This is a genomic window from Natrinema salsiterrestre (genome assembly GCF_029502005.1).
Lineage (GTDB): Archaea > Halobacteriota > Halobacteria > Halobacteriales > Natrialbaceae > Natrinema > Natrinema salsiterrestre.
In genome coordinates, this window is record NZ_JAMQOT010000004.1 from 158,662 (window position 1) to 180,947 (window position 22,286).

23 protein-coding genes and 1 tRNA gene are annotated in these 22,286 nt (G+C 64.6%); 8 read left to right on the plus strand and 16 right to left on the minus strand.

What is annotated here, in order from left to right; translation table 11 throughout:
• Nucleotides 1-71: 71 nt before the first annotated feature.
• From NDI89_RS12680 to NDI89_RS12700, 5 genes are all read right to left on the minus strand, one after another.
• Entirely contained in the window at nucleotides 72-680 is a 609-nt protein-coding gene (locus NDI89_RS12680) for a CBS domain-containing protein (protein ID WP_277521975.1), read from the minus strand.
• An 84-nt stretch (nucleotides 681-764) separates the two neighbouring features.
• Nucleotides 765-1,535 (minus strand): GTP cyclohydrolase III, encoded by a 771-nt coding sequence (locus NDI89_RS12685; protein ID WP_277521976.1) that lies wholly within the window; start codon nucleotides 1,533-1,535, stop codon nucleotides 765-767.
• A gap of 75 nt (nucleotides 1,536-1,610) precedes the next feature.
• The gene (locus tag NDI89_RS12690; protein WP_277521977.1) at nucleotides 1,611-1,937 is read right to left on the minus strand and encodes a DUF5785 family protein; all 327 of its coding nucleotides are present in this window, start codon (nucleotides 1,935-1,937) and stop codon (nucleotides 1,611-1,613) included.
• Nucleotides 1,938-1,993: 56 nt separating this feature from the next.
• The gene (locus NDI89_RS12695) at nucleotides 1,994-4,186 is read right to left on the minus strand and encodes a PAS domain S-box protein (RefSeq protein WP_277521978.1); all 2,193 of its coding nucleotides are present in this window, start codon (nucleotides 4,184-4,186) and stop codon (nucleotides 1,994-1,996) included.
• A 213-nt stretch (nucleotides 4,187-4,399) separates the two neighbouring features.
• Nucleotides 4,400-4,672 carry a hypothetical protein gene (locus tag NDI89_RS12700; RefSeq protein ID WP_277521979.1) on the minus strand — a complete coding sequence of 91 codons (273 nt, stop codon included), beginning with the start codon at nucleotides 4,670-4,672 and terminating at the stop codon, nucleotides 4,400-4,402.
• Between the two features lie 426 nt (nucleotides 4,673-5,098).
• Between NDI89_RS12700 and NDI89_RS12705 the strand changes: the two genes are divergently transcribed.
• The gene (locus tag NDI89_RS12705; RefSeq protein WP_277521980.1) at nucleotides 5,099-5,263 is read left to right on the plus strand and encodes a hypothetical protein; all 165 of its coding nucleotides are present in this window, start codon (nucleotides 5,099-5,101) and stop codon (nucleotides 5,261-5,263) included.
• Between the two features lie 251 nt (nucleotides 5,264-5,514).
• On the opposite strand, the gene NDI89_RS12710 is transcribed toward NDI89_RS12705, so the two are convergent.
• From NDI89_RS12710 to mct, 3 genes are all read right to left on the minus strand, one after another.
• Nucleotides 5,515-5,766 (minus strand): type II toxin-antitoxin system HicA family toxin, encoded by a 252-nt coding sequence (locus tag NDI89_RS12710; RefSeq protein WP_277521981.1) that lies wholly within the window; start codon nucleotides 5,764-5,766, stop codon nucleotides 5,515-5,517.
• A 2-nt stretch (nucleotides 5,767-5,768) separates the two neighbouring features.
• Entirely contained in the window at nucleotides 5,769-6,038 is a 270-nt protein-coding gene (locus NDI89_RS12715) for a type II toxin-antitoxin system HicB family antitoxin (protein WP_277521982.1), read from the minus strand.
• Nucleotides 6,039-6,154: 116 nt separating this feature from the next.
• Entirely contained in the window at nucleotides 6,155-7,330 is a 1,176-nt protein-coding gene (gene mct / locus NDI89_RS12720; protein WP_277521983.1) for a succinyl-CoA:mesaconate CoA-transferase, read from the minus strand.
• 164 nt (nucleotides 7,331-7,494) lie between these two features.
• Here mct and glmS point away from each other — a divergent pair, with 164 nt between their 5' ends.
• Genes glmS through citE form a run of 5 tightly spaced genes read left to right on the plus strand, consistent with a single transcriptional unit; the run spans nucleotide 7,495 to nucleotide 12,819 of the window.
• Nucleotides 7,495-7,950 (plus strand): methylaspartate mutase subunit S, encoded by a 456-nt coding sequence (gene glmS, locus NDI89_RS12725; protein ID WP_277521984.1) that lies wholly within the window; start codon nucleotides 7,495-7,497, stop codon nucleotides 7,948-7,950.
• A gap of 8 nt (nucleotides 7,951-7,958) precedes the next feature.
• Nucleotides 7,959-9,392 (plus strand): methylaspartate mutase subunit E, encoded by a 1,434-nt coding sequence (locus NDI89_RS12730; RefSeq protein ID WP_277521985.1) that lies wholly within the window; start codon nucleotides 7,959-7,961, stop codon nucleotides 9,390-9,392.
• Nucleotides 9,393-10,664, plus strand: coding sequence for a methylaspartate ammonia-lyase (locus NDI89_RS12735; protein ID WP_277521986.1), 1,272 nt, complete (start codon nucleotides 9,393-9,395; stop codon nucleotides 10,662-10,664). It abuts the gene before it with no gap.
• Nucleotides 10,657-11,721, plus strand: a complete 1,065-nt coding sequence (gene mch, locus NDI89_RS12740) for a 2-methylfumaryl-CoA hydratase (RefSeq protein ID WP_277521987.1) — start codon at nucleotides 10,657-10,659, stop codon at nucleotides 11,719-11,721. Before NDI89_RS12735 ends, mch begins: the two co-directional genes overlap by 8 nt.
• Before the next feature lie 54 nt (nucleotides 11,722-11,775).
• Nucleotides 11,776-12,819, plus strand: coding sequence for an L-malyl-CoA/beta-methylmalyl-CoA lyase (citE, locus tag NDI89_RS12745; RefSeq protein WP_277521988.1), 1,044 nt, complete (start codon nucleotides 11,776-11,778; stop codon nucleotides 12,817-12,819).
• Between the two features lie 525 nt (nucleotides 12,820-13,344).
• On the opposite strand, the gene NDI89_RS12750 is transcribed toward citE, so the two are convergent.
• Together NDI89_RS12750 and NDI89_RS12755 are read right to left on the minus strand one after the other, a co-directional pair.
• A tRNA-Ser gene (locus tag NDI89_RS12750) sits at nucleotides 13,345-13,428 on the minus strand.
• 41 nt (nucleotides 13,429-13,469) lie between these two features.
• Entirely contained in the window at nucleotides 13,470-14,210 is a 741-nt protein-coding gene (locus NDI89_RS12755) for a hypothetical protein (RefSeq protein ID WP_277521989.1), read from the minus strand.
• 113 nt (nucleotides 14,211-14,323) lie between these two features.
• On the opposite strand from NDI89_RS12755, the gene NDI89_RS12760 reads away from it, so the two are divergent.
• Entirely contained in the window at nucleotides 14,324-14,542 is a 219-nt protein-coding gene (locus NDI89_RS12760) for a hypothetical protein (RefSeq protein ID WP_277521990.1), read from the plus strand.
• A gap of 22 nt (nucleotides 14,543-14,564) precedes the next feature.
• On the opposite strand, the gene NDI89_RS12765 is transcribed toward NDI89_RS12760, so the two are convergent.
• The 6 genes from NDI89_RS12765 to NDI89_RS12790 form a co-directional block, all read right to left on the minus strand.
• Entirely contained in the window at nucleotides 14,565-15,167 is a 603-nt protein-coding gene (locus NDI89_RS12765) for a uracil-DNA glycosylase (RefSeq protein ID WP_277522277.1), read from the minus strand.
• Between the two features lie 211 nt (nucleotides 15,168-15,378).
• On the minus strand, nucleotides 15,379-16,386 hold the full coding sequence (locus NDI89_RS12770; protein ID WP_277521991.1) for a helix-hairpin-helix domain-containing protein: 1,008 nt from the start codon (nucleotides 16,384-16,386) through the stop codon (nucleotides 15,379-15,381).
• Nucleotides 16,387-16,714: 328 nt separating this feature from the next.
• Nucleotides 16,715-19,576, minus strand: coding sequence for an FIST N-terminal domain-containing protein (locus tag NDI89_RS12775; RefSeq protein WP_277521992.1), 2,862 nt, complete (start codon nucleotides 19,574-19,576; stop codon nucleotides 16,715-16,717).
• A 230-nt stretch (nucleotides 19,577-19,806) separates the two neighbouring features.
• Nucleotides 19,807-20,064: a DUF7976 family protein gene (locus tag NDI89_RS12780; RefSeq protein ID WP_277521993.1), complete on the minus strand. Its 258-nt coding sequence runs from the start codon at nucleotides 20,062-20,064 to the stop codon at nucleotides 19,807-19,809.
• Entirely contained in the window at nucleotides 20,061-21,137 is a 1,077-nt protein-coding gene (locus NDI89_RS12785) for an Mrp/NBP35 family ATP-binding protein (RefSeq protein WP_277521994.1), read from the minus strand. The genes NDI89_RS12780 and NDI89_RS12785 overlap by 4 nt, the downstream gene beginning before the upstream one ends.
• A 319-nt stretch (nucleotides 21,138-21,456) precedes the next feature.
• Entirely contained in the window at nucleotides 21,457-21,780 is a 324-nt protein-coding gene (locus tag NDI89_RS12790; RefSeq protein WP_277521995.1) for a DUF7969 family protein, read from the minus strand.
• Nucleotides 21,781-21,896: 116 nt separating this feature from the next.
• On the opposite strand from NDI89_RS12790, the gene NDI89_RS12795 reads away from it, so the two are divergent.
• A complete protein-coding gene (locus NDI89_RS12795) occupies nucleotides 21,897-22,220 on the plus strand; it encodes a DUF5783 family protein (protein WP_277521996.1) in 324 nt (107 codons plus the stop codon).
• The last annotated feature ends 66 nt before the right edge of the window (nucleotides 22,221-22,286 follow it).

The window sequence follows — 22,286 nt, forward strand, 5'->3', positions numbered from 1 at the left end:
TCTTTCTATCGGAGAGATACGGACTGATGGTTGTTGACACTCCGCATGCCGTTTTTCGGGCTGTCAACTGGTCATACTGTCCGGCAGTCGGAGCAGACCAGTTGCCCGTTGGCGTCCCACAGCGAATCAGCGAGGGAACCACAGGCTTCGCAGACGCCCTGGGTCGTGTACTCGTCGCCGCCGTTGGGGCGGACGCCGGTCTCGCCCTCGTCGTTCAGCGGAGCGGCTGCGGGGTCGGCGACCGCGCGGTCGCGGTCGATCGGCGGCTCGCTCGAGCGAGCGGGGGTCATCGTCGCCTGGAACGAGCCCGCAGCGGCGATGACGTCGCGCTGTGTGACCAGCCCGACGATCCCGGTCTCGTCTTCGACGACGACGTTGCGGATGTTCTGTCGGGCCATCGTGGTAGCGACGTCGGTGAGCGACCGGTCGGGACCCGCCGTGATAACCGGCGTCGTCATCACGTCGCCGACGGTCGTGTCGTCGGGATCGTGGCCGTCGGCGACGAGCCCGAGCACGTCCCACTCGGTCACGATGCCGACCGGTTCCGCGCCCCGAACCACCAGCGCGCAGCTCGTTCGTTCTTCCCGCATGAGCCGGACGACACCGCGGAGCGAGTCCGATTCGCTGACGCCGACGTAGTCGGTCGTCAAGACGTCTCTGACTGATAGTTCCGATTCCATGTGTGAATGAATCCCACGAACAGGCTAAAAGCTACCTCCGTCACACTTAACCGAACCGGCGGCGAAGTCTACGAACTCCGGTGGTTAGGACGTTTCCCACTCGAGTTCGACCCGGGTGCCGTCCGCCCGGCAGGTCTCGAGGGCGTGTTTCGCCTCGAAGCCCGCCTCGTGGGCGCTGACTCCGCGGCCGACGCCGACCTGCATCTCCACGTCGACGGCCTCCGCGACGTGGGAGACCGCTTCCTCGTAATCGCCTTTCTCGAGGTCAGGACAGACGACGATGACGTTGTCGCCGCCGACGAAAAAGGAGAGGCTCTCGTGGGTGTACCGCATGTGTCGCATGAGTTCCGCGTAGCCCTGTTCGATCTCGATGAAGGTGTCGAACGCGTTGAGTTCGTCCGTGTAGTTGCCGGTCGCGTTGACCACGTCGAAGTGGGCGATCTGGACGTCGTCGTCGGTCCGGTGGGGGTCGTCGATGACACGGCCCTCGAGACACTCGCGGCGGTCCTTGTCCTGTGCGCTGCCGGCGTCCTGCAGTCGTTCGGTCGCGTCCGAGAGGGCGTGAACGGGGCTCGTGCCGGTCGCGACGCCGAGGCTGAGCGTCACGGGATAGCGGTTCCCGACCGACTCCTGGAGGAGGGCGTGGTCCTCGAGCGAGCAGCCGTTCGTGACCGCGATCATGTTGTCGAAGCGGGTGAAGAAGACGTACCCGCCGCGGTTGCCGACGAACTGCGAGATATCCGCGAACAGCCGGGACTGCATGGTCTGGAGGTCGGCCTCCCGCCGTGGCTCCGGCGTCACTGTCCACGGCCCGTAGTTGTCGATCTGAACGAGCGTAACCTGCGTGTTAGTCACGGTGGCCGACTCTTTCGAACGCCGTCGTATAAGTGATACGTAATCCAGATTCGTGATGGGGCTGCAGAGCGGGGCTCAGGCGTGTTTCTTTTCGGGGTTTTTCCCCTTCGGGTGGTACAGCCAGAAGTCCCCCTCGCGCATCGCCGCGCCCACGGCCTTGTGCATGTCGAGCAGCGTCTCGAACTCCTCGGGTTCGACGTACTCGAAGATCTCGCTGAGCGGGACCACCGTCTTGTAATTGATCCGGATCGGGTAGTCGCCGTACTCCTCGACGAATTCGTCGCGAACCATCGGGAAGTCCTCCTCCTCGTCGACCTTGTCCGCGATGATCCGCATGTCGAACTTGCGCATTCCCTCGCTGCCCTCCTCGCCGTCGGGATCGACCGGCCAATCGGTACTCATACCCGAACGTGCGTAGGGGTCCCGCAAAAGGATTACTCCTCGCAGCCGTCGCCTCGTCACCGGTCGATGAGATCGATACCAGTGATATCGAACCGCGAACCGCCGCGTTCTCCCTCCCTGACGGTCACGGTCCACCCGTGTACGCCGGCGGTCTGCTCGACGATCGCGAGCCCGAGGCCGGTTCCGCCGCCGTCGCTCGAGTACCCGCTCTCGAATACGTTCTCGCGTTCAGCGGGCGGGATACCGGGGCCGTCGTCCGCGACGAAAAAGCCATCGCCGTCCCCGTCGGTGCAGTCGCCGACCGTGAGCGTGACCTCGGGGCCGCCGTGTTCGACGGCGTTGCGGATCAGGTTCTCGAGGAGTTGCGTCAGCCGAGCGCGATCGGCTCGAACGACGGCGTCCGTCTCGATTCGGAGCGTCGCGTCGGCCGTCTCGACGTGTCGCCAGCAGTCTTCCACGAGCGTCGCGAGCTCGATCGGTTCGGTCTCCGGGCTCGGATCGCGCTCCCGTGCGATCGCCAGGATGTTTTCGATCAGAACCGCCATTCGGTCGTGGGCCCAGGCGACGGCCTCGAGGTCCTCGCCGTCACAGTCGGGGTTCTCGCGGGCCTGCTCGAGTCGGCCCTGCGCGACGTTGAGCGGGTTCCGGAGGTCGTGGGAGACGATACTGGCGAAGCGGTCGAGTCGCTCGTTCTGTGCTTTCAGCTCGCGCTCGCGGGCCTTGCGCTCGGTGATGTCGCGCAGTACGCCGACGGTTCCCCGAAACCGTCCGTCGTCGTCGGGCGGAAGGATCGCGATGTGGTTCTCGATGGGAACCCGCGTCCCGTCGACCGTGATGATGTCCATCTCGAAGGAGGTGTGTTTGCGGTCGTCGTCTCTCAGCAGCGCGACGATTTCCGCCTCTCCCTCGGCGATATCGTCCGGGTCCATGATCCGCGAAACGTGTTCGCCGACCAGTTCCTCCGGGGCGTACCCCGTCGTCGTCACGTCGGCATTGATCGGCGGCACGACCCTGGTGAAGTAGCCCTCGGGGTCGAGACTGTACACCTCGTCCGGGATCGTGTCGAGGATCGTCTCGTACTGCTCGAGTTCGCGTTCGCGCCGCGTGCGCTCGGTGATGTCGCGAACGACGCCGGCGACGCCCCTGTAGCGGCCGTCCTCCAGCGGGAGCAACGAGACGTGATCCTCACAGCGGATCGACTCGCCGTCGCTCGTCTCGACGGTGATTTCGTAGGTCCCCTGGCACCCAGTGGTGTCCTCGGAGAGCAGCGAGCGGACGCAGTCTTCGCCCCGCTCGACGGAGGCCCCGTCGAGCAGGAACGACACGTGCTCCCCGACGAGCTCGCGTTTTTCGTAGCCGGTCATCTCGGCGTAGGCGTCGTTGACGAACTCGTATCGCCCGTCGGCATCGACCGTATAGACGGGGTCACCCAGCGCGTCGATGATCGTCTCGTAGCGCTCGAGGGTGCGTTCGCGCTCCTTGCGGTCCGTAATGTCCTGGACCATGCAGATCATGTCGCCGTTGCCGGTCGTCGAGAGCGAGTGGGATTCGACGAACGTACTGCCGTCGGCTCGGAGACCCGTCGTCTCGCCGTGCCAGTCACCCTCATCGATCACCGCCGGAATGATCTCCTCGTGGGCGGCCCGGACGTCTTCGGCGGGGTAGAGCAGCTCCCAGTGCTCGCCGATCATCTCGTCCGGGTCGTAGCCGTAGAGGTCGGCGTAGGCCCGATTCACGTACGCCAACCGTCCGTCGGCGTCGATCAGACTGATACCCTCCTGAGCGGTTTCGATGGCCTGTACCTGACGATCCCGTCGCAGGTGGGCACGAGCCGTTTCGACGGCGTTGACAGTTCTGTCGACCAGCCTCGCGTACTGCTCGTCGCCCTCGCCTTTCGGCACGTAGTCCGTCGCACCGGCACCGATCGCCTCGCTCGCGAGGGACTCCGATCCCGAGCCGGTAAAGAAGACGAACGGGAGGTCCTCGTGGGACTCCCGGACGGTCGCCAGAAACGTCAGTCCGTCCGTGTCGGGGAGCGCGTACGCCGAGACGATGCAGTCGATCTCGGTCGTCTCGAGGCGCTCGAGCGCATCGCTCGCGGTGGTCGCACCCAGCGGTTCGATCGGGACGGTCGCTCGCTCGAGGAACTCGGCCACCGTCGCCGTACACTCGGGGTCGTCGTCCACGTGTAATACGCGGATCGGATCCATCGAGACGCTTCCCGGGAAGGGTTCGTCTCGGATGCTCATGGAGTCCCTCTCGGGACGACGGGCATATAGATTGGGGCCAACCCCACTCGAGTTCTCCGGATATGTGCCGTCTTCGGTCGATTTTTCTGAATTAGTATCGCAAAGGTAAGTCGTCGAATCGGAAAGGGTCGTACCGACGACAGCGTTTCGAGATCTCGCGGTCGAGCGGGTACCCCCGAACCGCGTCGACGGGGGGCCAGGGTTTCGGTCCGGTTACTGCTCACCGGTCCCATCGCCGAGATCGATGTTGGTCTGGTCGGCGATGTCGGCCAGGATCGCACTGGCCCGATCGTCGTCGACGTCGTCGAGGAGACAGCCGATAAAGGAGGCGAGGAGTTCCGGTCGTATCCGAAGGTCGACGTAGCCTACTTCGCCGCCGGCGACGACGAAATCGACATCCCACTCGTTCGCTTCCGGATCGGTCATGCGGATATCCGCCCACTCGTCGGCCGGAGTCTCAGGGTCTGTGAAAATTTCGTTCGGCATGAGTATACGTTACTGGCGGCCAGCGCGTATAACTGCTCCGTCGCGTCGCAGAAACTGAATCGGGGGAGAGACCGTCTCGAACCCGCACACAGCCGCACCGGTCACTCGGAGTCGCTCGGGAACGTCAATGGCTCGAGCAGTCGAGGGCAATCGGACTCGAGCCTCCGTCGAAAATCCCAATTTTCATCGGTAATTATAAGTTGGGACAGGTTGGAGATTAAATCGGAAGCGGACCTCACAGAGGGCTGCATCGAAATGCCCCGGGTGCTGGAACCACCCGAGGCCTGCTTCCAAATCCCGAACAGGGATTGCAAGCATGATTCCATACATACTACCGGGATATAAACGTCCCGCACGACAACCGGCTCACCTGCCACAACCGTTATTGGCTCCGTATTCGGGGCCTCGAGCGATGGGGAGGGTTCGATGAAGGGCGACGTCGGCGCGAGTCCCGGGCGGGACTCTTCGCCGCTCCCCGACTGTCCCAGCTGCGGCGATCCCGTCAGCTTCGTCACCGTCACCGGTCCCCACACCGGCTCGGCCAGTCCCTGCGGCTGCTCCGTCCCGCCCGGCCTGCTCGAGCGAGACTAGATCGGGGCTCACTCGAGTCCCCGACGATCAGCCGGCCGGTCGACGACCCCATTCGGGATCATCACACCACCGACTCCGTCGAGACCGTTCGTCGGCCGGTCGGCTCGGATGCGGGGCCGCTCGAGTCTGACTGTTCGCAGTAGAGTACGACTACCCACTCGAATTAGTTGGCAACGAAATCGCCGACCGAACGCTCGACTGCCGGCGACTGATGGGGTCGACTGCTGTCAGACGAGTACTCGACTAAAGGACTATGCGTTGTGGTCGAGCCAGTCACAAAACGCTTCGAAGTCCCGTGCACCTGCGCTGTCAGCGATATCACGGAGCGTTCCTGTTCGAAGTTCGTCGTGAAGCGGAACCGTTACCTGCCGACGATCGTCTTCGTTCGTTGGGTGTTCGTAATACAGGTGGGCGTGGTCACCGGTCGTCCGACGCCATTCGAATCCACCAACGTTGACTAGCACTTTCACGACCTCTTTGCCGGAAAACGTGCGCCGCCCCATCCCTATTCGAGGACGTCTGGCGGGTCTCGATCACCAGTCGTGTTCTCCGCGGGATCGATACCCAGGTTACGGAGTTCTGCGTCGGTAGGTTCCCGACCAGTATCCCCGTTGTGCAATGCAACTGCTTCGTCGAGGTTGTCGAGTGCAGCGCCTCGAGAGTCGCCCTGTGTCGTGACGCCCGTTTCGACGTCGGTAGCGATCCACCAGTCCTCTTCCCGCCAGAGACGGATCTCTCCGTCGTGAACGCTCCCGTCACTCGTCGAACTGGCCATTGTATTCGAACGTTGTCCGACGATTCGTATAAATATTCGGCTCAGCGACTGGAACGAGGAGACGTGCTTCTCGTCCCGGTTCTACAGTCGTTGGCTGAGATACTTCCGGAGCGTGCTCAGTCGTCGGCCGCTTCGGCGTCGGACGTCTCGCCCAGTACCTCCTCGCGGTGCTCGTCGAGCAGCGGCGCGCGGCCGCGGGGTTCGGGGTTCGTCTCGGTCATTTTGATCGGGGTGCCGGCGATCTCGACGTCCCTGTCCGCGCCGGGCTGTTCGACGGGAACGAGCATGTCTCGAGCGTGGACGTGCGGATCGTCGAAGATCTCCTCGGTGTTCTGGACGGGTGCGGCGGGGACCCGACCCTCGAGCATGCCGACGAGTTCGTCGTTGGTCTGCTCGAGGGCCCAGTCGGCGAGCTCCTCGCGGAGGTCCTCGCGGTTCGCGAGTCGCTCCGGCGTGGTGGGATACTCTTCGGCGAGGTCCTCGCGGTCCATCACGTCGCAGAGCTCGGCCCAGTGGTTGTTGTTGAAGGCGGCGATGACGGCGTAGCCGTCGTCGGTCTCGAAGGCGTTGTAGGGAAACAGCGTGGGGTGGGAGTTGCCCCGACGGGTAGGGGCCTCGCCGGTGTAGGACTGCTGGTAGATGGCGCGTTCGGTGAAGCTGAGCATCGAGTCGTACATGCCGGTGTCGACGTACTGGCCCTCGCCGGTCTGTTCGCGGTGATTGACCGCCGCGAGGATGCCGATGCAGTTCAGCGTCGCGGTGAAGAGGTCCCCGACGCCGGGACCGGTCTTCGTCGGCGGGCCGTCGGGTTGCCCGGTGGTTTCCATGACGCCCCCGAGCGCCTGCGCGATGAGGTCGAAGGAGGGCTGGCCCTGTCGGTCGGTCTCGCCCGTTCGCGGGTCGCCGAAGCCGCGGATCGAGGAGTAGATGATATCCTCGTTGTACTCAGTCAGCGTCTCGTAGCCGAGATCGTACTTCTCCATCGTTCCCGACCGGTAGTTCTCGACGACGATGTCGGCCTCTTCGACGAGCGAGAGAAAGTCGGCGCGATCCTCGTCGTCGCCGAGGTTCAGTTCGATGCTCTTCTTCCCCCGGTTGACGCTCTGGAAGTAGCCGCCGTAGGCTTCGTCCTCGGGGTCGTCGACGAACGGCGGGTTCGACCGGATCATGTCGCCGCCCGGGCGCTCGATCTTGACCACGTCCGCGCCCATGTCCGCGAGCAACATCGTACAGTACGGCCCGGCGAGCACCTGGGTCAGATCCAGCACGCGAAGGTTCGAGAGTGCACCCATATCTGTAGTCGTCCCTTCCGAAACCACTACCAAAACCCTTACCATCGATCATGTAGTTTGTCTCTTCGTACCAACGGTCGTGTGAACATCCAACATAGAGACGCTGTTAGGATGTTTAAGGAGTATTATCATGGAAGATCATTAGGTTTATACGGTGGTCCATCATGGTTTCGGATACGATGTCCCAAACGGTCGTCCTCGGCGTGATCGGCTCCGATGCCCACGTCGTTGGCATCACAATCTTAGAGCAAGCCTTCAGTGCAGCCGGCTTCGATGTCGTGAACCTCGGCGTTCAGACCTCTCAGGAGGAGTTCGCCGACGCGGCGAAGACCCACGACGCGAACGCTGTACTGGTCTCCTCGCTCTACGGCCACGCCGAGCAGGACTGCCAGGGATTCCACAGCGTCCTCGAGGACGCGGGCGTCGACGCGGTCAGCTACATCGGCGGTAACCTCGCCGTCGGACAGGACGACTTCGAGCAGACCCGGAAGACGTTCCGGGAGCTCGGGTTCGACCGCGTGTTCGACTCCGAAACGGATCCCGAGGACGCGATCGCTGCGCTCCGCGAGGACCTCCAGATCTCGCCGACGGAGTCGGAGCGAGCGACTATTACCTCCTAGATGTCTAGATGATACGAGACGAACGCATTCCGTCCGACGAGCTACGGCGTATCGACGAAGAGATCCGATCGAACTGGCCGACGGGGGAGGGCGTCGACTTCGAGGACGCCATCGAGTACCACGAGTCGCTGCCGGATCACAAGCGATTCGCAGACGTCCTCGAGTCGGCAGACAAACCCCTCCTGCAGCCGCGAGCCGGCGTTCCACGGCTCGACGATCAGATCGAACTCCTCCAGTACCTGCTCGAAGAGGGGCAGGCCGATCTCCTGCCGACGACGATCGACTCGTACACGCGCGACAACGAGTACGAGAAGGCCCAGCAGGGGCTCGACAAGGCCCTCGAGACGGGCGACGATACCCTGAACGGCTTCCCCGCGGTCAACCACGGGGTCGACGGCTGCCGGGAACTGATCGACGCGGTCGACGCGCCGATCGAGGTCCGTCACGGGACGCCCGACGCCCGGTTGCTCGCGGCGATCACCTTCGCCGGCGGCTTCCAGAGCTTCGAGGGCGGCCCGATCTCCTACAACATTCCGTACACGAAGCGCCACGGGCTCGAGGAGACCATCGAGAAGTGGCAGTTCGTCGACCGGCTGGCGGGGGCCTACACCGAACGCGGCGTGCGGATCAACCGCGAGCCGTTCGGTCCCCTCACCGGGACCCTCGTCCCGCCCTCGATCGCGATCGCGATCATGATCGTCGAGGGCAAGCTGGCGGCGACACAGGGCGTGCGATCGATCACGCTCGGCTACGGCCAAGTCGGCAACATCGTCCAGGACGTGGCCGCGCTGCACGCGCTCAAGAAGCTGGGCAACGAGTACCTGCCCGACGAGGTCGTCGTCACCACCGTCTTCCACGAGTGGATGGGCGGCTTCCCGCCGGACGAGGCTCGCGCCAACGGCGTCATCAGCCTCGGCGGCATGACCGCCGCCATCGCCCAGCCGGACAAGGTCATCACCAAGTCGCCCCAGGAGTTCCAGGGTGTGCCGACCATGGAAGCCAACTCGGCCGGCCTCCGCACGACCCGGCAGGTCATCGACATGGCCATCGAGCAGAAGATCGACATCGACGGTATCGAGGAGGAACAGGACCTCATCGAGCGCGAGACCCGGTGTCTGATGGACACCATCTTCGAGCACGGCGACGGCGACGTCGTCCAGGGCACGCTCAAGGCCTTCGACTCCGGCGCGCTCGACGTGCCGTTCGCACCGAGCGACAGCGCACAGGGTGCCGTCCTCCCCGCGCGGGACGACGACGGTCGCGTCCGCATCTTCGAGTGGGCCGATCTCGAGATGGACGACGACATCAAGGAAATTCACAAGGCCAGACTCTCACAACGCGCCACGACCGAGGGCCGCGACCAGTCGTTCCGGATGGTCGCGGACGACGTCGACGCGATCAGCGACGGCAAACTCATCGGCCGACCGCAGGGTGACGTCTAAATGGAAATCACAGGATTACACGCCACGCCCGGCTACTCCGGGTTCTTCTTCGACGACCAGCGCGCGATCAAACAGGGAGCGGAACACGACGGCTTCACCTACGAGGGCGAGCCCGTCACCGACGGCTTCGACGAGATTCGCCAGGCCGGCGAGACGCTCATCGTCGACATCGAACTCGCGGACGGTTCCGTCCTTCGGGGCGACTGCGCCGCGGTCCAGTACTCCGGTGCCGGCGGCCGCGACCCGCTCTTCCAGGCCGAGGAGTACGCGCCCGTCATCGAGGGCCCCGTCGCCGACGAACTCGTGGGTCGTGACGCGACCGACTTCCTCGCCAATGCGGAACTGCTTGAGGAGCTGCAGGTGGACGGCGATCGCCTCCACACGGCGATCCGATACGGCGTCTCGCAGGCCCTGCTCGCAGCGGCCGCCGAGGCCGAGAACACGACCCGCACGGACGTGATGGCCGACGCGCTCGGCACCGAGCCGGCGACCGAGCCGGTGCCCGTCTTCGGGCAGTCCGGCGACGACCGCTACAACAATACGGAAAAGATGTTCGTCAAGGGCGTTCCCGTCCTGCCCCACGCCCTGATCAACAGCGTCGAGAAGATCGGCGAGAACGGGGAGACGCTCCTCGAGTACGTGGAGTGGCTCGTCGAGCGCTCCCAGGAACTCGGCCCCGAGGGCTACGAGCCCCGCTTCCACATCGACGTCTACGGCATGATCGGGGAGATCTTCGGCGCTCCCTACGACCGCGACGAGGTCGTCGACTACTTCGCCGCGCTCGAGGCGGCCGCAGCGCCGTACCCGATCCAGATCGAGGGGCCGATGGACGTCGGGAACCGCGCGGACCAGATCGACGCGATGGTCGAGCTCCGCGAGGGGCTCGCCGACGCCAACGTCGGCGTCGGAATCGTCGCCGACGAGTGGTGTAACACCTTCGAGGACGTCCAGGCGTTCGTCGACGCCGGTGCAGCCGACCTCGTGCAGGTGAAGACGCCCGATCTGGGCGGCATCCACCGTAGCGGACAGGCGGTCCGCTACTGCGAGGGGACGGACACGCGCGCCTACCTCGGCGGCACCTGCAACGAGACGGAAACCTCCGCGCGGGCCTGCGCCCACGTCGCGCTCGCGACGAACGCCGCGCAGGTGCTCGCCAAGCCCGGCATGGGCTTCGACGAGGGGTACATGATCGTCGAGAACGAGATGCGACGGACGATCGCCCGCCGCGAGCGGGACCGACAACAGACTGACGAGGTGACTGCAGATGACTGATTGGACAGACCCCGACACGTTCGCACAGGCGCTCGAGGAAGTCGAGACCAAGGAGAAGGGCAACTGCTTCGAGGACTTCGAGGAGGGTGACCTCATCGAGCACGACCCCGGTCTCACGCTCACCGAGTGGGGCAACGAACAGTGGATGAGCCAGACGCTCAACCACGACCCCGCCTACTGGCGGAGCGACGCCGCCGCGGAGCGCGGGTTCGACGAACCGCCGATCCACCCGGACTACCTCACCGCCGCGACGCTCGGCATCACCGTCGAGGACCTCAGCGAGAAGGGCGGCTACTTCCTCGGCCGGACCGACGTCCGCTTCCCCGAGTCGCCCGTCTACGCGGGCACCGAACTCCACGTCGAGAGCGAGGTCGTCAACTGTGCGACCTCGAGTTCCCGACCCGAGTACGGCATCGTCTCCTGGCGCACTCGAGGCAAGGACGCCGAGACCGGCGACGTCCTCTGCTCCTACGAGCGGACGAACATGATTCCGCGGCGCGAGCCGATGGCGACGGACGGGAGCGGGGCGGCGGCCGCTGAAGGAGACGGCGACGGCCCCGAACTCCCCGACGAGTTCGTCGCACCCGAGGGCGGCTACTACGAGGACTTCGTGGAGGCGCTCGAGGAGGCCGACGACCGCGATGCCGCCGTCGCCTACCGCCACGAGCGCGGTCGCACGCAGGACGACGTCACCGTCGCTTCACTTCCGTTGGCAACGCTCAATACGGCCAAACAGCACCACAACGTCGACGTCATGGCCGATTCGCCGTCGGGCAACATCGTCACCTACGGGGACGTGACCCGATCGACCGCACTGGGCCACGCTCGCTCGGACGAGCAGACCTGGCGCGAGGTCGGCTTCGACGACGAATCGTTCCACACCTTCGTGGCGGTGGGCGACACCGTCTACGCCTTTACGCGCGTGATCGAGGCCGACGACGACGCCTCGAGCGACGAGGCGGGGACGGTCACGTTCGAGCACATCGCGTTCAACCAGGACGACGAACCCGTCTACTCGGGGACGCGAACCGCCGAGATTCGAAAGCGTTCTAACTGACACGATCGAACATCATAATCGACTGCAGACAACTACGAACTCAGACACGTACACATGACTGACGACATTCGACTCTGCCGCACGTTCCAGACCGCACCGGCCGCCGTTCCGAAAGACGACTCGGCGAAGTATCTGACCTCCGCCCTCGAGGCGGAGGGGTTCCAGGCCCCCGACTGGCTCGTCCCCGACATGGAAGACGGGACGGCACCGGACATGAAAGCCGAGGGGCTCGAGAACACCATCGAGAAGGTTCCCCAGTACGACTTCCCCGGCGAGATCTGGCCCCGCGTCGAGTGGAGCTACGAGGACGAGGAGTACTGCGACAAGGGCCGCAACCAGATCGACCGCCTCGTCGGCGAGATCGGCGACGAGATCGACGGCGTCGTCGTCCCCAAGGTCGGCCGCCTCGAGGACGTGAAACGCGCCGCCGAGGTCGTCGCCGACGCCGAGGCCGAGCACGGCTACGACGACGGCTCGATCGGCCTCTCGATCATCATCGAGACCGGCCGCGCCCGCTCCGACCTGCGCGAGATCTCCAAGTTCGGTGAAGACTCCCGACTCACCGCGCTCGTCTTCGGCCCCGTCGACTACGCGGCCGAACTCGGCGGCCGCGACCTCGGCGACGGCATGCCCCGCTGGGACGGCCTCCTCGAGGCGCTCTCGAACGAAGCCAGCGCCGGCGGCCTGCTCTCGATCGGCGGCCCCTTCGACGACCTGTTCAAAGAGCGCGCCGGCCTGACTTACTACAACGCCGACGAGTACGCCGATCAGGTCGAACACGAGGCCCAGCTCGGCCTCGACGGCTCCTGGTCGCTGTACCCCAAGCAGACGATCCAGGCCAACACCGTCCACATGCCCACGCCCGAGGAACTCGAGCGCGACGTCCACAAGATCGAGCGCTTCAACGAGGCCAAACGCGAGGGCACCGGCGCGGTCACCATCGACGGCCAGATGGTCGACGAAGCCACCTTCAAGAACTTCCGCAACACCGTCCAGCAGGTCCGCGCGATCGACGACATCCGACCCGCACAGACCGAGGACTACTACGATGCGGAGTTGCTCGACCGAGCGCGGGAGCTCGAGCTGTCCTACCGCTGAGGTCCTGAGCAGGATCTGAGCTCGCCGATCAACCGATCTCATATTTCAGCTGATAAATCCGTCTCAGTAGTAGCACGTCAATTCTCTCTGTGACACCTGATCCGTCCTCCCGATGTGCGGTGGCGCGCGCTGTCGGCCGACTGAGCGCCTCGCAAAGCGAAGTCGGCCGACGACGTTGTGCGAGGGATGAGTGAGCGAGCACAGCGAGCGAACGAATCGGTTGGGGAGGGCGTGGCGATTCCCTGTTACCACGATAGCAGGACTGCTGTTTTCGTTTAGGGTATCTCATTCGAACTACGCCCAGGCATGCTCGCTTCGCTGCGCGCGACTTAATTCAAATCCCACCGTTCCTTCTCCGCTCGAGAGATTCCTCACTGCGTTCGTCGTATTCTCTCGCGGAAAACGGTGGGGATGGGATTCGAACCACGGTCGGAGCCAAGCTCCTCCCTGATTCAAATCCCAACGTGTCGTCTTCTCACTCGCGATACTCCTCGCGGTGCTCGTCGTATTGTGCTCGTGAGAAGACGGTGGGGATGGGATTTGAACCCATGAGGCTTGACAGCCACCTGCTCTCAAGGCAGGCGCGTTGGGCCGCTCTGCCACCCCACCTCACTTACCCGTTCTCCACACGTTCAAAAAGGGTTGTCGGTCTATTCGCGCTCGAGCGCGCCGCCTTCCCCGACAGTAATCCCCAGTTCGTCCACCAGTGCCGCCGTCGCCTCGGCACCCGGCCGACCGGCGGCCCGTCTGGCTTCGAGTCCGGCGACGGTTTCACGCAACCCGGCCGGGCTCGAGACGGTCGGAAGCATCGGCGCGAATCCCACACCCCGTCCCGCATCGGCCGCCCGCCCAGCCAGCGTCGACAGTTCGGGCGTTGCATACGCATCGGCAAAGTCGATCGGTTCGGAAAAGCCCGCGAAGTACGCGTCCCCGCCGGTCGACGGTCCCAGCACGACCTCGTGACGCCGCAAGGACATCGCCGCGCCGTCGATTTCCGTCCGACCCACCAGCGGTACCGTCGGCTCGAGCACTCCCACGCTCTGAGCACCCTCTTCCTCGAGCAGGTGCGTGACGGTGTTGCCGACGCGGGCCGAGCGACTCGAGCCGACCTGTCGTTCGAACCGCACGTCGGCGTCCTCGCCGAGCGCGTCCAGCGCGAGCGCCCGGACCTCGGCTTCGGGGTCGCCGTCCGCGTGTGCGTTGGGGAGTGTCTCCGCATCGCGGTAGTTGATCAGGAGGTCGCCGCCGCTCGAGGAGACGGCCCACAGGACGTCGGCGACGGTCGCCTCGTAGAGCGCGACGGCTTCGGTTTCGGTGAGCGGTGATCCGTCGACGAGTGCGGACAGGACGAGCCCCGCCCGCGGCGGATCGACCGGAACGACGACGATCATGCTTCGTCCTCCGATCGCACGGTCCTTGAACGCGGCGCTTTTCGGGGCTCGAGCGACGGATCCCGACGCTGAAATGATAACGAATTATAGTGGTGTAGTCCCTCGGCCCTGATATGGACGAACGAACGATCGCCGGACTGCTGGGAACGCTCGTCATCGCCGCGCTGGCAGTCCTCGGCGCGTACGGATTCGGAACCGGCTACCTGCTCGACTCACCCGGCGCGTTCTTCGCGCCGACGATCGGCGTCCTCGTCGTGGCGGTCCTCGCCGTCGGCGCGCTGATCGCCTCGGGTATCGGCTCGAAACGCTGGCGTGCGAACCCCTACTGGTAGTCGCTCGCGCCGTCGCTGATTCTCACCGCTCCTGCCGCCCCTTCGTCTGCCGGTAATCGGAGGCCATCAGTTCGACGAAGGCCTCGAGCCACGCCTGCGTCTCCGCGTCGGACTGCTCCCTGGGCTCGATCATCGGAACGAGTTCGAACCCGCGGCCCCGGATCCGCGCGGCGTGGTCGTCCGGAAGCGCGAGCTCGTCGACCGGCGTCGTCGTGTACTCCGCACCGAGTTCCCGGAGCGCGCGCTCGCCGACGGGGACGAGAATTTCGGGGTTGATCATCCTGATCTCGGCGTTGAGGTACGGGTCGCAGTTGCCGATCTCCTCGTCGGTCGGCTCCCGGTCTGGATCGCGACAGCGGGTGAGGTTCGTCAGGTAGACGTTCTCGAGCCCGGGCGCGTCCGCCGGCGACGTGACGTCACAGAGCCCGAGGCGCTCGAGCATCCGCCGCAGCCCGCCGTCGCCGTCGCTGCCGCCCTCGCCGGCGAACGGGACGCCGACCTCGTCCGCCCGATCCGTCGGTCGCTCGCCGACGAAGAGGAAGTCCGCGCCGACGTCGCCGTAGCCGTGGACGACCTGCGCGCGCGTCTCACAGAGCGCCGGGCAGTTCCGACACGCCTCGTCCATCCCGTAGGGGTTCGCTCGAGACCGTTGATTCGCGTCCACACTCCCGTTTCGGAAGCGGAAAAGAAAAGGAACGCGTCTGGCCGGCGGGTGGCACGCAGAACCGAAGTCGGTGATCGTCAGCGTCGGCAGACGACGATGCGCCGGGCGAAATGGGCTCACGAACCGAACTGCCGGATGCGGACTCCCGCTGGCCAGTGCCTTCGATGGTCGATTACGTGTGGGACTGGGCGGCCTGAATCCAGTCGGCTGCGCGGGCCTGGGAGATCTCTGCGGCCTCGGCGACGGTGTTCGCTTCCGTCCTGGAGAGGTCTGCGAGAGTTTCGATGCCCGCCTCCGCGAGCCGGTCGGCGTAGGTCTGGCCGACTCCGTCGATGGCTTGCAGGTTCCGCTCCGTAGCGTCTGCCCCCTGCTCGGACGCGGTTTCGATCGCGTCCGTCGTATCGACCGCCAGCTCTTCGGTCGCGTCGGCAGCGTCGTCGATCGTTTCCTGGGCGCTCTCTCGAGTCGTCTCGGCGACCGATTCGGCTTCGCCCTGCGCCGTCCGCATCGTGGCGTCGGTTCCCTGCTGGATGCTCTGGGTCACCTCTTCGGTCTGGCGCTGGACGGTTCCGACGGTTTCCTCGGCTCGGTCGACGATCTCGATCGTCTGCTGTTCGGTCTCCGCCTGTGCGTCGAGGACCGAGTCGATCGACTCGGCGAGCACCCGCCGTTGCTGATCGGTGAGATCCTCGACCGCGTGGAAGAATTCCGTCTCGAACTCGTCCCAGACCCGATCCTGGCTCCGCTCGAACTCGTCGAACTGCCGGTCGACGGTCGATCGAACGTCCGACCCGTTTCCGTCGAGCGCCGACTCGAGCGCGTCGAGCTGTGCGTGGAGCAGTTGCCGGAACAGCTCCGCGACCTGCTCGAATCCGTCGTTGAGGAGCTGCTGTGTCTGTTCCGTTCCCTCTTCGAATCCCTCGTCGATGGTCGACCGGATGTCGTACCCGTCCTCGTCGAGGACCGACTCGAGGGCCTCGAGCTGCGCGTCGATGAGCTGTCGGGCGAGTTCGGTTCCCTGACGCTGGGCGCTTCGCTGCATCGCCATACTGTTCCGCAGGAACGTCTCGGCGGCGTTCTCCTGGAACGCGAGTCCCTGCCGGAATAGCTGCTGGCTCTGTTCGATCGACTGGCGCTGCATTTCGAACGTGCGTTCGATGGGTGATGTGGTGTCGGTCATGGCTGGTGGTACCAGTGACGGAACGAATCGATGCCCCGTCGCTGTTTCCTGGTCGGACGGACAGCGGCCACACGCATAAGTCGAACCCCTAAATGGTTTTAGAGGGTATTTGATACCACAGATTGGCATGCGATCTCGATGCGGTGCCGTCTCGCAGTTTCGCGTTTCATCTCTCACCGCGATCGTAGATAGACCGCCGTTGCTCGGGCCGGGCATGGCGTAGTCCCGGCTGAATCACCTTCCATCGACTCGACACGCAGTATACGACCGGGAGAGGAAGAACAAGGGGGCGCGGGTAGGACGGTGACGGTATCACCCCGACCGAGGCTCACTCCGGGAGCAACATCACGACGGAGGTCGTGTTGTGATAGCCGCTCATCTGTCCGCGTTCCATGCAGAGTTCGCCGTAGGTCTCGAACCCGCTGAAGGGAACTCCCAGTTCCTCGTCCATCGCGTTCACCGCCTCGTCGAAGTTCTCACCGAGGATGATCGAACGACACGCACAGTCGTAGATGAAGCCGCCGGCGACGTTGCCGGGTGCGTCCCGAATCGCCGCAGTGGCCGTATCGCGTGCGGAGACGATCTGCTCGTCCGCGGGGCTGTGCATCACGCGAACCACCGTCCCTTCGGGGACGCCGACGGGGAAGTCGAGCGGCCCCTCCTTCGAGAGCCGTAACCCGGGCCAGCGGATCTTGTATCCGTCACTGATCGCCCCGTGGCCTTCCTCGATTCCGAACTCGAACTCCGTCAGGAGTCCGAGCAGCTCCATGCTCTCGTTCTCGACGGCATCGAAGTCGACCTGCTGGCCCGTCTCAGCGAGGTACGACTCGACCGACTCGCGCCACGCCTCGAACGCCGGCTTGCCGTCGATCTCGAGAACCGTTCCGCCCTCGGCCTTCGTCACCGTCATCGGTTCGGAGATGGGTGAGTGACCGTGGTCGACCGTAATCGTCACGGGTTCCTTCGAGGCCATGAGGCCGATGACCACCGAATCGCTCGCGATGGTGTCGCCGTGGAAGACGTGCGTCGCCTCCATCGCGAGGTCGTCACCCGCGGAGCCGCCGGCGAAGCTGACATCGTGGCCGAGGTTCCGCTGCGTGACGACCGCGATCTGGTCGCTGATCCCGGCCAAGCCATCGTGGAGGTTGATCGCCGAGAGGTGCGGGTACCCATCGACCGAGGCGGGGAGCGTTTCGACCGCTTCGTTCACTGCACTCGCGACCCCATCGGAGAGATCGGTACCGAGTCCCGTGAAGAACTTGATCGTGTCACTGGCGACGAGCGAAACCGTCACGGTTCCGTCTGACACCGCCTTCTCGGTGAATTCGCCCGACGACGACGCACCGATCAACTTCGCGTCCGGTCCGATGACGTCGCGAATCCCCTCGAGGACGTCGGCGTACTCGTACTCGGGCGAACAGAAGACCTGACAGAAGTCGACGCGGTCGGTACCCAAGTCGTCGAACGCCATCGTCGCTGCACGACGCCCCGTATCGAAACTATCGTCACCGGTCGCCATCCCCGTCTGGAACTTCGTCGGCAGTCCGGTGGTCTCAGTCGTGTTCCCGAACGTGAACTCATCGGAGCCGGCCGCCTCCGGCGAACTCGAGGCCGTCTCGGAGCGGGACGACGTTTCGGGTGTCGCGTCGGTCGTCGACGATGCCGAAGCGACGTCACCACTTCCTGTCGACGCCTGTCCCTCGGACGGAGAACCGGCGAGTTCGGTCGGTGACTGCCGATCCATCGCCGGCACGTCCTGGCGCGCTTTGTACATGTCGAGGGTGTCACTGAGCCAGTTCGCGTTTTCGGCGAGCTGTTTGGTGCTGTCGGAGACGTCCGTGAGCGCGGCCGTCTGTTCCTCCGCGGAAGCCGTGACGTCTTCGGCCAGGTCCGAGGTCTGATCGCTGATCGTGGCCGTCTCCTCGACGAGCGCGACCACCTGCTGTGTCGACTTCGCCTGTTCGTCTGCGGCCATGTGCATCTCCTGGACGCCGTGGTTGGTCTCCTCGGCGTACTCCGCGATTTCCCCGAGTGCCTCGAGCGCGTTTTCGACCGAATCGGTGTGTTCCGCGACGCGATCTTCGGTCTCTCGAACGGTGTTCGTCGCGACCTCGGTCTGTTCGTGAATGTCCGCGATACGCTTCTCGATGTTTTCGGCGGCGTCCTTGCTCTTCGCAGCGAGCTCCTTGACTTCGTTCGCGACCGCGGCGAACCCTTCGCCGGAGCCGTCGCCGCCGCTGCGAGTCGCCTCGATGTTGGCGTTCAACGCGAGCATGTTCGTCTCGCGGGCGACTTCGCTGATGAACTCGACCAGTTCGTCGATCGCCTCCATCTCCGTTTGCAGCGTCTCGATCGCTTCGACCGCTTCCGCTGACCCGTCCTCCATCTCGTTCAACCCATCGATCGCCGTTTTCGCTGCTTCCTGTCCCTGGCGACCGACTTCCGTCGTCCGTTCGGACAGCGTCGCGACCTCGTCAGAGAGACTCGCGATCTCCTCGATGCTCGAGGAGAGGTTCTCCATCTCCCCGTTGACCGACTGCAGGCGCTCGGACTGCACCGTCGCACCCTCCGCGATCTCCTGAATCGTCGCGCTGATCTCGTCGCTCGCTTCGCTGACTTCTTCGGTTCCCGACATCACTTCGTTGCTCGAGGAGACGACGAGCGCGATGAAGTCCTTGAGGTGCCGCATCGTTCCCTCGAGTTCGTCCATCATCTCGTTGAAGTCGTCCGCCACGTCCAGCGGTGACTCCTCGTCGGAATCGATCCGATGCGTGAGCTGGCCGGCGGCACACAGCTGCATCGCGTCCTGTAACGCTTCGGTCTGGGACTTGATACGTTCGTTTCGGTGCCGAGTGCCCTCGAGCTCCGACTCGAGGTCGTCGAGTTGCGTCCGGAGCTGGCGATTCTCGGTGACGCGCTTTTCGAAGGCGGTATCCAGTTCCCGAATCCCGCCGTCAGTGACGGCCGGATCGGGTTCGTCGATCACCGCTTCGACGCTCGAAACGACGTCCTCGTGCTCACTGTCGACGCGACGACCGAGGACAGTTCCCGTCCCGCCGACGACTATCGCACCAGCGAGTAGTCCGAGAACGCCACCGAAATGTCCGGCCGCCGCCATGACAACTGCCGCGACAAAGAGAGCCGCCCCGAACTGTACGGCGTAGTTCGGACCCCCTGTCTCCGTTTGCAAACCATCGTCCATAGGAGACAAACGAATAGAATAGGTAAGAACTTGTCGGCCAAATTTAATGTATGTCAAACACACACAGTGTTTGTTACTAGCATTTGAGAACCAATGAGAACGGTATAGCAGTTTCACCGGCCGAACATGTCTGTTTCTCATATTATTTGGTGGGCCGAGAGCCGCGCCTGCAGTCGTTCGAACCGACGGATTCGATAGAGCGGTTTCGAGTCGAGCGCTCAGCGCTCGAGACCGCCCCGCTCGTTGACCTCGAGAATGAACTTCACGTTGCGGACGATTTCTTCGGGAGAGGTCTCCTCGCGCTCGTCGTAGAGGTCGCTGGTCCGGTACAGGATGTTCGCGAGCTGTTTGCTCTCGCTGGTGTCACCGCGAACGTCGTCGGCGAGCTCGCGGAGGCGTTCGACGCGCTCGGGATCGGGCTCGAAGCCGTCATCCGAGTCGATGCCGGCCTCCTCGTCGTCACCGCTCGAGCTCATCGGTCGGGGGAAGCGGCCTCGTTGCGACGGCTCTGAGAGATCCCCTGCCGGTGGACGATCCCGGTGTTGTTGGCGACGTTCTCGGTGATCGTTCGGAGCGCGTCGCTCGTGTCGTCCCCGTCTTTCAGGACCGTCGGCTTCCCGCCGTCGCCGCCCTCGCGGACGGCGGGATCGAGCGGGATCGAGCCGAGGAAGGGGAGTTCGTGCTCCTCGGCGAAGTCTTCGCCGCCGCCGGAGCCGAAGATGTCGTGTTCGCCGCCGCAGTCGGGACAGGCGAACGTCGACATGTTCTCGGCGATCCCCAGCACGACCGTGTCGTGTTTGGCGAACATCTCGAGGCCCTTGCGGGCGTCGTCCAGCGCCACGTCCTGGGGCGTCGTGACGATGACCGCGCCGGTGACGGGCATGGTCTGGAGCATCGTCAACTGCGTGTCGCCGGTCCCCGGCGGGAGGTCGACCACGAGATAGTCGAGGTGGCCCCACTCGACGTCCTCCGTCAGCTGGGTGATGACCTTGTGGACCATCGGACCGCGCCAGATGACCGGGTCGTCCTCGCCGGTGAGGAAGGCCATGCTCATGAGTTTCACGCCGTACTTCTCGGGGGGAACGAGGGTCTCGTCCTCGGTGGCCATCGGCGGCTCGTCGGCGTCGACCATCCGCGGGACGTTCGGCCCGTAGACGTCGGCGTCGAAGAGGCCGACGCGGGCACCCAGCTGCGAGAGCCCGGCGGCGAGGTTGACCGCGACGGTCGACTTGCCGACGCCGCCCTTTCCGGAGGCGACGGCGATGACGTTCTTGACGTTCGGCAGTACCTGTTCCTCGCTCGTGAGATCGTCGCGATCGGGCACGCTCGCGGTCAGGTCCGGCTCGAGGCCCTCGGCGGTGAGCACCTCGCGCACCTCGGCGGCGATGTCGCTCTCGCTCGGGGAGTAGGGAGCGCCCAGTGCGAGATCGATATCGACCTCGTCGCCGTCGACGGTGATGTCGTTGACGAGTCCGAGCGAAACGATGTCGTCGCCGAGTTCCGGATCCTCGACCGCCCGAAGGCGGTCGCGAACGGCGGCTTCGTCCATGTCACTAGGTACTTGCCAGCGTCGAAAAGGGTTGTGTTCCCGCCTTTTTTCTTCGGGTTGCTGAGAAACCGTCGGTTTCCCGGACATCGCGAAGTCTGACGGGACGTACGTCCAGCTTCGCTCAGTCACGAAACGGCTCCGCCGTTTCGAACGACCACCCTCGCAGGGCTCGGTCGAACCGCTCGAAAAAATCTGGGCCAAAACACCGGAAGAACGCAGTTCTTCCGAGCCCTCGTTCACTTCGTTCAGGAGAAAAGCCGCTCACTCCCGCTGGTCGTTCGCGGGACCAATACGTGCGACTCAACCACGTCACAGGGACTTATCCGTTGAAATCGAACCGCGGCCCGCCGTAGGTCGGCGGATCGGGATCGAGTTCCACTCCCCGCTCGTAGCGCACGAAATTCAGATAGAAGGGGCGGCCACAGCCGTCGATGGGGTCCCCCTCGAGATCGGTGACGGTGCCGTCTTCGCCACAGAGGAATTCGATCCCGTCCGCCGATTCGCGGTCGGGATCGTCCGGGCTCGCATACTCCCAACCCGGTTGTGCGACCTTCGTGACCGACCGGTCCGCCAGATCCGGGGGTCGCTCGAGGCTGACCACGGCGTTGCAGTGAGGACAGGTGTATCGGACGGTGACGGTCATCGGCGGATCTAGGGGGCTCGCGGACGTAAGCCTGCGGGCACCGGTTGGTGTTTCGGCCACTCGATCGTTGAACCGTATCCCGAACGGTTTACCGGACAGCGTGCCGACGGAGGCCTATGACGGAGTTCGACCCCGAGAAGTTCGAGGAGAAGTACGTCTACTATTTCGAGGAACTCGAAGAGGCCTACTCCGCGGCCTACCAACAGCTACACGGCCAGTACGATTCGGCGGTGCTCCGCGCGATCGATCGACAGGTGCTCAGCGAGAGTGAGCCATTCTACGACGGGGACGGCGAATTCCGGGTCGAGCTCCCCGAGAACCCGCGAGAACGAGCCGGGGCGGCGGCCGAGCACGAACAGTTCGAGGCCGTCCTCGAGGCGTTCGTCGACCGGATCGAGCGCGAGCTACGGCGGATTTTCGGATTCGACGAGACCGCGTGAGGGCGAGCCAGTGACGGGATCGCGACGGGACGGCTGCGAGGTCCCGGAACACCTTTTGCGCTGACC

Bases quoted from the DNA above. Each gene is read 5' to 3' on its own strand.
- NDI89_RS12730 (WP_277521985.1), top strand. From the start codon at position 7,959: ATGATACGAGACGAACGCATTCCGTCCGACGAGCTACGGCGTATCGAC.
- mch (WP_277521987.1), top strand. From the start codon at position 10,657: ATGACTGATTGGACAGACCCCGACACGTTCGCACAGGCGCTCGAGGAA.
- NDI89_RS12795 (WP_277521996.1), top strand. From the start codon at position 21,897: ATGACGGAGTTCGACCCCGAGAAGTTCGAGGAGAAGTACGTCTACTAT.
- NDI89_RS12785 (WP_277521994.1), bottom strand. From the start codon at position 21,137: ATGGACGAAGCCGCCGTTCGCGACCGCCTTCGGGCGGTCGAGGATCCG.
- glmS (WP_277521984.1), top strand. From the start codon at position 7,495: ATGGTTTCGGATACGATGTCCCAAACGGTCGTCCTCGGCGTGATCGGC.
- NDI89_RS12790 (WP_277521995.1), bottom strand. From the start codon at position 21,780: ATGACCGTCACCGTCCGATACACCTGTCCTCACTGCAACGCCGTGGTC.
- NDI89_RS12735 (WP_277521986.1), top strand. From the start codon at position 9,393: ATGGAAATCACAGGATTACACGCCACGCCCGGCTACTCCGGGTTCTTC.
- NDI89_RS12690 (WP_277521977.1), bottom strand. From the start codon at position 1,937: ATGAGTACCGATTGGCCGGTCGATCCCGACGGCGAGGAGGGCAGCGAG.
- NDI89_RS12755 (WP_277521989.1), bottom strand. From the start codon at position 14,210: ATGATCGTCGTCGTTCCGGTCGATCCGCCGCGGGCGGGGCTCGTCCTG.
- NDI89_RS12700 (WP_277521979.1), bottom strand. From the start codon at position 4,672: ATGCCGAACGAAATTTTCACAGACCCTGAGACTCCGGCCGACGAGTGG.
- NDI89_RS12680 (WP_277521975.1), bottom strand. From the start codon at position 680: ATGGAATCGGAACTATCAGTCAGAGACGTCTTGACGACCGACTACGTC.
- NDI89_RS12705 (WP_277521980.1), top strand. From the start codon at position 5,099: ATGAAGGGCGACGTCGGCGCGAGTCCCGGGCGGGACTCTTCGCCGCTC.
- citE (WP_277521988.1), top strand. From the start codon at position 11,776: ATGACTGACGACATTCGACTCTGCCGCACGTTCCAGACCGCACCGGCC.
- NDI89_RS12780 (WP_277521993.1), bottom strand. From the start codon at position 20,064: ATGAGCTCGAGCGGTGACGACGAGGAGGCCGGCATCGACTCGGATGAC.
- NDI89_RS12715 (WP_277521982.1), bottom strand. From the start codon at position 6,038: ATGGCCAGTTCGACGAGTGACGGGAGCGTTCACGACGGAGAGATCCGT.
- mct (WP_277521983.1), bottom strand. From the start codon at position 7,330: ATGGGTGCACTCTCGAACCTTCGCGTGCTGGATCTGACCCAGGTGCTC.
- NDI89_RS12760 (WP_277521990.1), top strand. From the start codon at position 14,324: ATGGACGAACGAACGATCGCCGGACTGCTGGGAACGCTCGTCATCGCC.
- NDI89_RS12710 (WP_277521981.1), bottom strand. From the start codon at position 5,766: ATGGGGCGGCGCACGTTTTCCGGCAAAGAGGTCGTGAAAGTGCTAGTC.
- NDI89_RS12695 (WP_277521978.1), bottom strand. From the start codon at position 4,186: ATGAGCATCCGAGACGAACCCTTCCCGGGAAGCGTCTCGATGGATCCG.
- NDI89_RS12765 (WP_277522277.1), bottom strand. From the start codon at position 15,167: ATGGACGAGGCGTGTCGGAACTGCCCGGCGCTCTGTGAGACGCGCGCG.
- NDI89_RS12770 (WP_277521991.1), bottom strand. From the start codon at position 16,386: ATGACCGACACCACATCACCCATCGAACGCACGTTCGAAATGCAGCGC.